Here is a 10,957-nt window from a genome sequence, read left to right as displayed (position 1 = left end):
TAACATGCTTGCCTGTCACGCAGGAGATCGCGGGTTCAAATCCCGTCCGGACCGTTTCTAGGCTTGATAGCTCAGTTGGTAGAGCACTTGATTGAAGCTCAAGGTGTCGGCGGTTCGATTCCGTCTCAAGCCATTGCTGGAGGGGTAGCGAAGTGGCTAAACGCGGCGGACTGTAAATCCGCTCCTTCGGGTTCGGCAGTTCGAATCTGCCCCCCTCCATTTTAATAGGGATTGCTAACCATTTTCCTTTTTAGGGACTTAGTTTAACGGTAGAACAACGGTCTCCAAAACCGTCAGTGTGGGTTCGATTCCTACAGTCCCTGTTAAAAGTATGATGGCGATTGTGGCGAAGTGGTTAACGCATCGGTTTGTGGATCCGACATTCGTGGGTTCGATTCCCATCAGTCGCCTATTTATATTTTATTATTGGGGTATAGCCAAGCGGTAAGGCATCGGACTTTGACTCCGTGATTCGTTGGTTCGAATCCAGCTACCCCAGTTTCATGGCGGTATAGCCAAGTGGTAAGGCACGGGTCTGCAAAACCTTGATCGCCGGTTCAAATCCGACTACCGCCTTATATCTATTACGGCGGTGTGGCGGAATTGGCAGACGCGCTGGACTCAAAATCCAGTGCCGGTTACACGGCGTGTCGGTTCGACCCCGACCACCGCTATTTATTTTAAACTCTTTCCTGGATAGGAAGGTTTTTTTATTGTTTTATTTTCATTGGTAAAGTATAATTTTCTTATAAATTCGAAAGGAGTGGTACAAGATGAATTTAGAAAATAAAAATTTAGGTTCTAATCTAAAAACTCTTCAATGGTTTTTTGCTAGGGTTATTTGTTTTTACGTACCACCCTATCATTAGTCATTTTCTATATTTTTAAGGATCTAAGTTAATCTTAGATTCTTTTTTATTTTAATTATATTTTAAAAATTATAGAATTTATTTTGTCTTTCTAAATTCATCATATTTACGAAAACAGATAGCTTTATGTAGCATAAAAGGATAATTTAGATAGGAGACTAATTGATGATAAACAAAGATTATGGTATTAATTCTTACATTTCTAGATATAATTTAAATAATGATTTAAATATCTATCGCATCACAAGTCGTAATAATGCATTTCTAACGCTTCATAATAAAAAAGACGAATTAATTTCGGTTCGAGTAAATTTAAAAAATAGTGATTTTGTTGTAGGTGATTATGTTTTAGTTGAAAAGAATGCGGGAGAACATCAAATATCCACGTTTCTCAAAAGAGATAGCTTGATTACTAAAGCTCAAAGCACATCACAAAAAAGTTTGGCATATAATGCTAAAGAACAATTAATAGCTGCAAATGTTGACCAAATATTTATTCTTATTGCAGCTGATCAGAGGTTTTCTTTGGGAAAATTCGAACGCTATGTCTCTACCTTTTCTAATATGGCTAAGGATATTCAAATTATTATTTCAAAATCAGACTATCAAGTAGAAGCTTCAACTATTGAAAATACTATTTTAAAGGTTTATCCTAAAATGAAAATTAATCAATTATCAATTCATGATCCTTTATCGTATCAAAAAGTAATGAATCTTCTCAAAAAAGGTAAAACTTCTATTCTAATTGGATCATCAGGGGTAGGAAAGTCTACTTTAATAAACACTATTTTACAAAAAGAAGAACTGTCAACTCAAAACGTTAGAAATGATGGTAAAGGCAAGCATACAACCACCTCTTCCTCTATGTATTTCCTTAAAAAAACCTCTTCTTATATTATTGATACACCAGGCTTTAAAACTATTTCATCTCATAGAGATGCAGATGAAACGCTTCTTTTTCAAAGTATATATGACCTTTCGCTTAAATGTAAGTTTAATGATTGTTCGCACGTGAATGAGCCTGGATGTGCTATTCAACTAGCCATCAAAAAAGGGAATTTATCTAAAGAGTTGTACAATCGTTATTTAAAATATAAAGATAAAAAGAAACGGTATAAGGAATTGATCAGCCAAAAAAACAAAAAAAAGAAACCACATCATCGAATGAAAGTAATCACTAAGTCAGGAGTTCTTAACGACATTGATTAATCTCACCTAATCAATAGTTATAAGGTAGTTTATAGGGCAACGTTAAGGTATAATAGATAGGTCGATAATTTTATGTTATTTCAAAGAGGTGATCTGTTTGATTAGTACAGTAGAAAGTTATTTTGAAAAAGAAGATATTTTGGTTCCTAAGAAATATCTTCAAATTGATGAAGAGTATTTAAATAAACAAGTTGATCAAAAAGTTGAGGAACTAACCAATCTAAATTATCCAAATAATAAAAATTTGTCAGATGAAGTGATATTCAATCTAAATCTTCCGAATATCTATAGTTATCAAGACTTGAGAAGCTTTTTTTATAATGATTTGAAGCATCGTGTGGCTGAGTTCTTTTTTTATGATCAACTACTGCCTTACTTATTCACTTTTTTCGCTGAAACCAGTCAAACCATCATTAATCAAAGTGAGCTGTTGCTTTTTCAAAATGAGTATCTAAAAAGAGTAGAAACGATAGCTAAAGTAAAGAATATCTCTTTTTCTGATTATGTACAAATTCACCTTCGATTGGCTGGTAATCCTTATGAGCGAATTAAAGAGAGAGCTTTTGAGGAATTTGTTTTTAGGTTAATTGCCAATCAAAGATATGAGAAAAATGAGTATGCTAATTTACAAGATGAGTACGAAGCATTTATTTCCGACCGCTCATTATCTCTTAATGTTGATCCCTTTGATTTGAAAGAGGAGTTAAGCCTATCTACTTTTGAACAAGATTACCCGACCATTTACTTTACTCAAGAACTGTTAGATTATTTTATACCTAAAATTATTAGTTAAGATTGGGTTCTTAAAATCCTATTGATATATTTACCAATAACATCAGGTGAAGGAGCGAACAAATTTGAATGATAGTTATCAAAAACAATTGCTTTCTTTTTTAATTACTGCGACTCTTTTTTCAACACTTTATTTCACTTTTGTTTCTTCCTCTAATCGTTATATTATTGAAAACTTTTTCAAAAAGCCGATTGATAGCAGCATTAACCTTGAGGAAGTAGATCTTAATTTAAGAAAAGATCCAATCTTACAAACCAACGCTAAATCTGAAAAAGTCTCACTCTCGTCTGAATTAAACGATCACTATATGCCAAGATTTTATAATCGACCTCAACTTATTAAGCCGACTTTAAAATCGTCTATTAATCGCAAACCAGTTGTTGAAGAAATTGGAGTGGCGGAACTTGTATGGAAAAGAGATGGATTGAAAAAGATACTTTATCAAGGTGGTTCGCCCTTCACCGGATGGTTTCAAGAAGATAAAACTAAAGGTTATTATCAAGATGGTTTAAAAGAAAATCTGAACAACAGTGAATTATTAGCTAAACAAGTTGAGGATCTTTTTGCTGTTAATAAATATCCTTTCTACATGACTCCTCATAAAAAAAGAGAGCATTTCACTCTGAAAACAATGGAGTACAGCATCCTTATTAAGTCTCCTGATTTAAAAATTTACTCAAATCCGCCTGGTTTAGCCAGTTCACGTTATTTACTAAATACTCAAGGAATGATAGACAGTCCAATGGAAGTAGGACAGGAACTCACTAATCAATATGGAACCTGGTTACATGTTTATTTTGGCTATGATGAGCTTGGTTGGATTAGAAAAGATTCTTCATATAATGATTATGTTTTAACCTATTATAGTGAAAGGGAGCTTTTAGATGAAATAGAAGCTATATTAGAGACTTATTTGGGATATATTAGTGCAACGGCAGGAGCTTCTTTTGTTAATAGTGAGCATCTTACCCAGGTTTCAGTAAATAACCAAATATTTTTCCCAGCCTCTACTCAAAAAATTTATGTTTTAGGTAAAATTTATGAGCTTTATAAAACTGGTGAGTTGTCACCCAATTCTATGGTTATTTTATCTGATGAAAACCGCGTCCCAGGTGCTGGAGTTATTCAAGGAGACCCTAGTGGGTCGCAATACACTGTGGATTACTTAGTAGATTTGATTCCTTTATATTCTGATAACACAGCTGCTAATATGTTAATTGAAGTAGCTGGCGAAGGTGAATGGATTACACCTTATGTCCATAAATTTGGTCTAAAAGATACCTTTGTCGATGGAAAATATTATCATGGATCAACCAACCGCAGATTTCAGACATCGCCTGGGGATGCTGCTATGTATTTCGCTTTAATGGCACGTAATGAACTGAATGGCGAACCTTGGGATGGTCAATTAATTCAAAAATTAATGACAAACCCATGGCGATATCTTTCTGCATTTATACCATACGTTACCACATGGAATAAAACAGGATTAGGATCGACAGAACAAAATGATGTCGCAGCTTTTCAAACGGATTATGGAACCTACACACTAGCTGTGTATACAGAAAATCCTTATAATTACGATGCTGTTCCAGATCAAATGGGAATATTATCTAAAGCTGTTTTTGATGTCTATGTTAGTAATCGTTCGCTCTTATGGCAAAAAGTAACAAATCCCCAAGCTTATTTAGAGGAAAAAGAGCAAGAAATGTTAAGGCAATCTACAGAAATGATGTTAGATGAAAACAATTATAATTAAAAAATAAAAGGGGCTGGGACAAAAGTCTTGAACAATTAAAGAAAGTCCGGTCAACGATCCATTTGTTAATCGGACTTTTTCTTTAACAATAAAAAAATAGAAAGCGTTTCCTGCTATAATAGTAGTAATCACAAAACCATTTAGGAGGGGCTTTCTATGTAGCAACAGTACACTATGAATCACACTTACTTGCCACTGGAAATGGATTGTTTATTCCCTGAAAATCATAGTGTTTAGGCGAATTCATGAGGTAGTCGAACAAATTCAATCTGAGATTCAGCAGCTCTTAAGTGAAGAAATTGAAACGCTTAACCGAGCGATTGAAACGCAAACTGTTGTCGGAGCGGATGAACGCAAAAAGAAGCGCTGTCGTCTCAAAAAGTATCACCAAAAAATTGCTGAGGATTTTATTCCTTGTAAAGAAAAACACACCACTTATCAAGCGACATCCAACGGTCGCAATAGCTTTTCTAAGACCGATGTCGAGTGAATATTTATGGCCAATAATCTACGTAAATACCCAAAGCAGCGAGCCTAGATTGGAAAGTCACTTTCCAATCTAGGCTCGCTGTAAATTTTAAGGGGGCTGAGAAGCCCTTTTGTCCCAGCCCCTTTTATTTTAGTAAGAATGCTTTCAGTTTAGCTGTTTTCGTAAGTTTCTAAGACGAGCCTGGCTGTATCGCTAGAAAGGGAATAATAAATTTTAGTTCCATCACGGTCCGCAGAGACAATTTTTGCTTCACGTAATTTACTAATGTGTTGAGAGACGGTAGATTGAGTTAATTCTAAATCTTGTTGAATTTTGCTGACATTCATAACACCGTTATTTTTTAATAGCAATGCGATTGAAAAACGAATAGGGTGTGATAAAAGTTTTAGTACATTAACATATCTAGCCATTTTTTTTGATTTCATTCCGTATGTTTGCATCTTTTCCCTCCATTTCTATCTATTTTTATGCCTAGTCAGATTGTATCACATATTTTACTTTTAAAGTAAGAATTTTTTGTGTTTTTTATATTACATTTAATTTTGCTTAAAATTTTTACTGATTATTAAATGGTGAAAATAGTAGATACTTATAATATTTTAGCTAGCAAGATAAGGATACCATTTTAAGTTGTAATAAGCAAAGGTTGTTTGAAAGTAGTGTATAAATGGTTTTTAGAATAGGTTTAAATTATAAAAATATGTAATTGTTTTATTTTTTAAACAATAAAGATCCTTCATATTAGTATGATAGTACTATTAAATAATCTTTAAACAATAAAATAAGCCAACGTATATGTTATTTTATTTATAACATAATTTTATAAAAGGCTTGAAGTGTATCTTGCTTGATTGATTGTAATATCACTGTAACCTATATTGCTATCTTTAATCGGTTTGCTTAATCATAGGTAACAAGTGCTAAAAAAACGTGCACTTATTAATAAACTTGTTTAAGATATCTTATATATTAATTTTAATAATAATTCACCAACAAGGTGATCATGTTAAGGAGTATTTATGAAAAAATCAATAATAAGTTTAGTTATCTCGTCACTATTGTTGCAAGTCGTAACTGTTCAACCAACTATCTTAGCTCAGGACGATAATTATCAAGGAAGTCTTGCGATGGTTTGGAAGCAGAGAACAGTTAATGAGATACGTCGTGTAATCAATCTAATGACTGAAAAACAAGATGGTGTCTATGTGATTCAATGGGGCGACACTTTAAGTAGTATTTCTGGAGCAACTGGTATATCGGTCAATGATTTGGCTCAAATCAACCAAATAGCTAATCCAGATTTAATCATAGCTGGAGCAGAGTTGCGTTTTAACTCAGATTCTGGGACGATCTCATATAGTCAAGGAGATGAAGAAGTAACAGTTACAGCTTATGAGACTGAAAGCAGTTCAATTAATACAAAGGCTCAAACAGAAGAGAGTCTCTTAGTAATTGAGGCAGCTGAAGACTTTGAAGAAGTTCAAGAAGAATTACCTACTTTTGAGGAAGCTATGCCTAATGAAGTTGTCGAAACAACTCGGGAAATTAGTGAAGAAATTCTTCCAGTTGTTGAAATGACTACCACGAGCAATGAAGTTATCGAGGAACAGCTGACTACTGAAGACTTTGAAACAACAGCCACTACAATTAAGTCTACTGATTTTAATACTGATTTAATTGAAACTAGCGTTTCAGATATTACAACTAGCATTACTACCAGTATTGAAACGACTAGTTATGTTGAATCTACCTATGAAGAAATAACTTTTGAAACGAATGAAGAAAGAGTTGAAACAACGCTTGTAGATAATAGCAGTACGGACCCTTATGCAGCGTTTGAAAGAATAGTTGCTGAGAAAGGTGTTTCTGATGTTGAGCAAGGTTATTGGAAGGCTATTATTAATCGTGAGTCCGGGTGGAATACATTTGCTAAAAATATGTCTTCTGGAGCATATGGATTACCACAAGCTTTACCAGGTAATAAAATGGCTTCTCATGGTGAAGATTGGCAAAGCAACCCTTATACTCAATTATCATGGATGTATGACTATATGGTAAGTCGTTACGGATCGATTTCTGGAGCTTGGTCACATTCTCAATCAAAAGGGTGGTATTAATAATTAAAGAGCTGAGATCATTAGATCTCAGCTCTTTAGGTGTTCAGAATGAAGTTAAAATATAGCTTATTTTGATAAAAAAGTTAAGTAGAACTTTAGGTCCAATATATGGTACGATAAAATCTTGATAGTGAAGATAAAAACTATTAAGAGAGGAAGAGTTGATGAGTCAAACAAAGATTGAATTCTTGGGTGGAATTGGCACAATTGGGGGAAATATTATTAGCCTTCAAAAAGATAATCATCAAGTGATTATGGATTTTGGAGCATTTGTAGGAGCCGATATTAAACAATTGCTAGATCGATCATTAACTGAACAATTCCTTCAAGATAACTTATTGCCTAAGGTAGAAGGATTTTATTCTCAAAGCCAGTTAAATTCAAATTCGTTAACTGCTTATGAGGTGAGCTCATCGAATACTGCCATTTGCTTGTCTCACTTGCACCTTGATCATCTAGGTTCCTTAGGACAAATAAACGAACAAATTCCTGTATACACATCAGAGAAGTCGTTAAACTTTTATGAAAACTTAGTAAAAATTCCTTTTTACCTAAATATGATGTTAATTGGCAAAGTGTTCCTCATCAAACAAGTATTCATCATGGGCCATTTAAGATAACTTTTAAAGAGAGTGACCATGATACAGAAGGTGCGAGTGCTATTTTATTGCAACGAATGATTTGAAAATTGTTTATTCAGGAGACTTAAGACTAAATGGTTATAACCCTGAAAAAGTGCTCAAGTGGGTAGAAGAAGCCCATACTTTTGAACCAGACCTACTATTAATTGAAGGCACCTCTTTGTCTAATTTTGGAGATGACCTCGCACCTCACTTAGCTGTTGAGGGAAAAAATCATAATCTAGCTTGTTCAAATGAGCGGCAGTTTTTAAAAGAGAGTGACCACTTATTGGGTAAAAAACAAGCAGGCATCATAACCATTAATTTATATCCACAAAATATACAATGCTTGATAAGATTGAATGAAATAGCTAAAAATCATCAACGGAGATTTGTCGTAGATAAAGCGTATTACCAATTGCTTAAACAACATATATCAAGCAAAATCGATAATATTTTTTGTTTAGGTGAGGATGAAGAAGAAAGTAGTCTTTCGGTAAGTGCTGAAGAATTGAAGGCTTCGCCGAATGACTATTTATTCTTAATTGATTATGAACGTCATCAAATTCTTTATCAATTACCAGCTGGAATATATTTACATTCAAACGGAGTTCCTTTAGGAGTCTTTATGGCTGGTTATGAGGAGTTTTTAACCAATATGGTTGAATACGGCCGGGATTTCTATCAGGCTGGGGTCTCAGGTCATGCCTCTCAAGCAGATTTATTGATGATTGGTTATACGATTCAATCAAAAGTTGTTATTCCATGGCATACATTTAAACCAAAGGCTTTTGGTCAAGAGTTAGAAACAAAAGGTCTAATTGTTTTCTATCCTCAGTATGGCCAAATATATACGATGGACAAGATATTGGAGGGGAACAATGCTTAAAATCCGCTTTTTAATAACGAGTGATACACATGGTCAATGGCACCATCATCCTGATCAGACTGAGTATTCCTTAAAGAACACTGCAGCTTTAATTGATCAATTAAAACAAGATTCGATTAAGACATTGCAATTTGATTTAGGCGATTTTATTCAAGGATCGCCTATGACGAGCTATACCAGTCAAGTGACAAAGAGTGCGGCTCCTTATGCTCGAATGATGAATGATTTGGACTATGATTATCAAATTGTTGGTAACCATGAATTTAATCACGGAATGGCCTATCAAGACACTGCATTAGACTTAATAAATGCACAAATATTATGTAGCAATATTGTGGATCGAAAAACCAAAAAGCCCTATAAGGGAAAAGCCTATGATGTCATCAACATTGAAGATTATAAAATCGGAATTATTGGTGTAACCACCCACTATATACCACACTGGGAGTTGCCAGAAAATTATGAAGGCTTAGAATTTTTAGATGCTTTTGAAACGGTTAAAGAGTATGCTCAATTTTTAAAACCTCAAGTGGATTTATTAGTTGTTGCTTATCATGGAGGTTTTGAAGCTGACCTATCTTCGGGAGAGGCCTTAGAGGCTCAAACTGGAGAAAATCAAGGATATAAGATGATCAGTGAGATTCCTGAAATAGATCTTTTATTAACGGGTCATCAACATCGTCAGATTTGTCAGCCCTTTAAGGATTCCTTTGTCATTCAACCAGGCTATGGTGGTGAAAAGGTGGGTGAAGTTATCGTGAGTTTAGATAAAAAAGCTTCCCCAGCAATTGAAGGGGCTCTACACTCTTTTACAACTAGCGCAGCAATTGAAAATATTCGTCCATTAGAACCTGAATATAGCCAGAGCCTTAACTGGCTTGATGAGGTCTTAGGGAATGCTCCCATGGAGATGCCCACTCGAAACCTTCATCAAGCAAGAGTGAAAGGCCATCCTTTTGCTGAGTTTTTAACGAGAACGATGTTGAATGAAACAGGGGCAGACTTCGCAGGTATATCCTTGCTCAACGATCACTTTGTAGATTTTCAAGGTGAAGTTAGGCGAGGAGAACTATTGAATATTTATCCTTATTATAATCAAATTGCTGTTAGCCAAGTAAGTGGTCAGGATATAATTGAAGCGATGGAGCATAATTTTGCTTATTTTACTTTTGATTCATCCGGTAAAATTTCTGTAAATCCTTCTTATATTTATCCTAAACCTAAGCATTACAATTATGACTTGTACACGGGTTTTTCTGTAGAGGTTGATTTGAATCAACCAATAGGTAAGCGTGTGGTCAAATTAATTAATGAAAAAACACAAAAAGTAATTGATAAGCAAAAATATTACCATTTAGCGCTCACTCAATATCGTGCTGTTGGGGGAGGCGATTATAATATGTTTACAAAAGCTAAAATTGTTAATATGATTGATAAAGATATGATTCAATTAATAGTTGAAGGTATGGATCAATTGACAGTTACGGAATGGAAAGATATAAATCATCATTATGAGCATATTCAATGGACAGCTTTTAATGAAGATTAAGTATTTTTTCAAAGTTGAAATTAGTCTAAAAAGCTTTTAATAAACAAAATACTTTTAGCTGATAATTTCAATAAACAAAAAAGAAATGCGGATTATGTTGGTGATGAATATTTTTCTTCTGATCATTTATCGTTTAAAAAAGATGGTTACATAGGGTTTTTAGATTATTATGTAATGGGTAAAGATTTTATGGAAAATGGCTTTTCACCTCATGCTGTAGCAATCCATATTATAGATTGTGATAAAAAAAGAACTTGAGGGTTCATCATTTTGTATCTGATACCAATCATAGCCCAACAGATCCAGCGAATAAATACCATGAAGCAGTTATTAGACCAAAAGAATAGTATAATAAGATAATGGAATTGGAAGGTAAAGAATATGTAAAAGAAAACATAGAAACTGAAGTATTTTAACATTTATTACAGATGCTGATGAAGGGAGCGACCCTGGCTTAGGAGTAATAAAAAAATTATCTATTGAACATCAGATAGAACTAATGAGCAAATTTTTAAGAAGCTAAATAAAAAGACAATCAGTTTAAATTTATAGTTTATTATATAATGAAAATAATTTGATGTTTATACTAAAAGAGTTAGAAAAACTAGGCTCTATGTCCAATAGGGTTGATGCTATCCAAGGAGATTAAGCAATTAACGGTT

General features: G+C 33.9%; 10 protein-coding genes and 7 tRNA genes. 16 read left to right on the top strand and 1 reads right to left on the bottom strand.

The window, feature by feature from the left end; translation table 11 throughout:
- The first annotated feature begins 60 nt into the window (after nt 1-60).
- The 11 genes from ACQV2G_RS08710 (at nt 61) to ACQV2G_RS08660 (ending at nt 5,120) form a co-directional block, all read left to right on the top strand.
- Nucleotides 61-133: transfer RNA gene (locus ACQV2G_RS08710), tRNA-Phe, on the top strand.
- Between the two features lie 5 nt (nt 134-138).
- Nucleotides 139-219 (top strand) — tRNA-Tyr (locus tag ACQV2G_RS08705).
- A 33-nt stretch (nt 220-252) separates the two neighbouring features.
- Nucleotides 253-323: transfer RNA gene (locus tag ACQV2G_RS08700), tRNA-Trp, on the top strand.
- Nucleotides 324-337: 14 nt separating this feature from the next.
- Nucleotides 338-410 (top strand) — tRNA-His (locus ACQV2G_RS08695).
- Between the two features lie 17 nt (nt 411-427).
- Nucleotides 428-499, top strand: a tRNA-Gln gene (locus ACQV2G_RS08690).
- A 6-nt stretch (nt 500-505) separates the two neighbouring features.
- A tRNA-Cys gene (locus ACQV2G_RS08685) sits at nt 506-576 on the top strand.
- Between the two features lie 12 nt (nt 577-588).
- Nucleotides 589-674: transfer RNA gene (locus ACQV2G_RS08680), tRNA-Leu, on the top strand.
- Nucleotides 675-1,034: 360 nt separating this feature from the next.
- Nucleotides 1,035-2,078 carry a ribosome small subunit-dependent GTPase A gene (gene rsgA / locus ACQV2G_RS08675; protein ID WP_428876610.1) on the top strand — a complete coding sequence of 348 codons (1,044 nt, stop codon included), beginning with the start codon at nt 1,035-1,037 and terminating at the stop codon, nt 2,076-2,078.
- Between the two features lie 97 nt (nt 2,079-2,175).
- Nucleotides 2,176-2,871 carry a hypothetical protein gene (locus tag ACQV2G_RS08670; protein ID WP_428874560.1) on the top strand — a complete coding sequence of 232 codons (696 nt, stop codon included), beginning with the start codon at nt 2,176-2,178 and terminating at the stop codon, nt 2,869-2,871.
- Nucleotides 2,872-2,935: 64 nt separating this feature from the next.
- Nucleotides 2,936-4,630 carry a serine hydrolase gene (locus ACQV2G_RS08665; protein WP_428874559.1) on the top strand — a complete coding sequence of 565 codons (1,695 nt, stop codon included), beginning with the start codon at nt 2,936-2,938 and terminating at the stop codon, nt 4,628-4,630.
- Between the two features lie 229 nt (nt 4,631-4,859).
- A complete protein-coding gene (locus ACQV2G_RS08660; protein WP_428874558.1) occupies nt 4,860-5,120 on the top strand; it encodes a hypothetical protein in 261 nt (86 codons plus the stop codon).
- Between the two features lie 149 nt (nt 5,121-5,269).
- Here the strand turns inward: ACQV2G_RS08660 and ACQV2G_RS08655 are convergent, their stop codons facing one another.
- Nucleotides 5,270-5,560, bottom strand: coding sequence for an ArsR/SmtB family transcription factor (locus ACQV2G_RS08655; RefSeq protein ID WP_428876609.1), 291 nt, complete (start codon nt 5,558-5,560; stop codon nt 5,270-5,272).
- A gap of 579 nt (nt 5,561-6,139) precedes the next feature.
- On the opposite strand from ACQV2G_RS08655, the gene ACQV2G_RS08650 reads away from it, so the two are divergent.
- From ACQV2G_RS08650 to ACQV2G_RS08630, 5 genes are all read left to right on the top strand, one after another.
- Nucleotides 6,140-7,237, top strand: coding sequence for a LysM peptidoglycan-binding domain-containing protein (locus tag ACQV2G_RS08650; protein ID WP_428874556.1), 1,098 nt, complete (start codon nt 6,140-6,142; stop codon nt 7,235-7,237).
- Nucleotides 7,238-7,401: 164 nt separating this feature from the next.
- A complete protein-coding gene (locus tag ACQV2G_RS08645; RefSeq protein WP_428874592.1) occupies nt 7,402-7,857 on the top strand; it encodes a hypothetical protein in 456 nt (151 codons plus the stop codon).
- A 61-nt stretch (nt 7,858-7,918) separates the two neighbouring features.
- Nucleotides 7,919-8,746, top strand: a complete 828-nt coding sequence (locus tag ACQV2G_RS08640) for a hypothetical protein (protein ID WP_428876608.1) — start codon at nt 7,919-7,921, stop codon at nt 8,744-8,746.
- Nucleotides 8,739-10,295 carry a bifunctional metallophosphatase/5'-nucleotidase gene (locus ACQV2G_RS08635; protein ID WP_428874594.1) on the top strand — a complete coding sequence of 519 codons (1,557 nt, stop codon included), beginning with the start codon at nt 8,739-8,741 and terminating at the stop codon, nt 10,293-10,295. The genes ACQV2G_RS08640 and ACQV2G_RS08635 overlap by 8 nt, the downstream gene beginning before the upstream one ends.
- Nucleotides 10,296-10,334: 39 nt before the next feature.
- A complete protein-coding gene (locus ACQV2G_RS08630) occupies nt 10,335-10,553 on the top strand; it encodes a sce7725 family protein (RefSeq protein ID WP_428875505.1) in 219 nt (72 codons plus the stop codon).
- The last annotated feature ends 404 nt before the right edge of the window (nt 10,554-10,957 follow it).

The organism is Facklamia sp. P12955 (genome assembly GCF_050409565.1).
Classification (GTDB): Bacteria; Bacillota; Bacilli; order Lactobacillales; family Aerococcaceae; genus Facklamia.
The sequence above is the reverse complement of the archived record's forward strand: the minus strand, read 5'-3'. Positions and strand labels throughout refer to the sequence as shown.

Excerpts from the sequence above, each read along its gene's own strand:
- rsgA (WP_428876610.1), top strand. The coding sequence starts at position 1,035 with ATGATAAACAAAGATTATGGTATTAATTCTTACATTTCTAGATATAAT.
- ACQV2G_RS08655 (WP_428876609.1), bottom strand. The coding sequence starts at position 5,560 with ATGCAAACATACGGAATGAAATCAAAAAAAATGGCTAGATATGTTAAT.
- ACQV2G_RS08650 (WP_428874556.1), top strand. The coding sequence starts at position 6,140 with ATGAAAAAATCAATAATAAGTTTAGTTATCTCGTCACTATTGTTGCAA.
- ACQV2G_RS08645 (WP_428874592.1), top strand. The coding sequence starts at position 7,402 with ATGAGTCAAACAAAGATTGAATTCTTGGGTGGAATTGGCACAATTGGG.
- ACQV2G_RS08635 (WP_428874594.1), top strand. The coding sequence starts at position 8,739 with ATGCTTAAAATCCGCTTTTTAATAACGAGTGATACACATGGTCAATGG.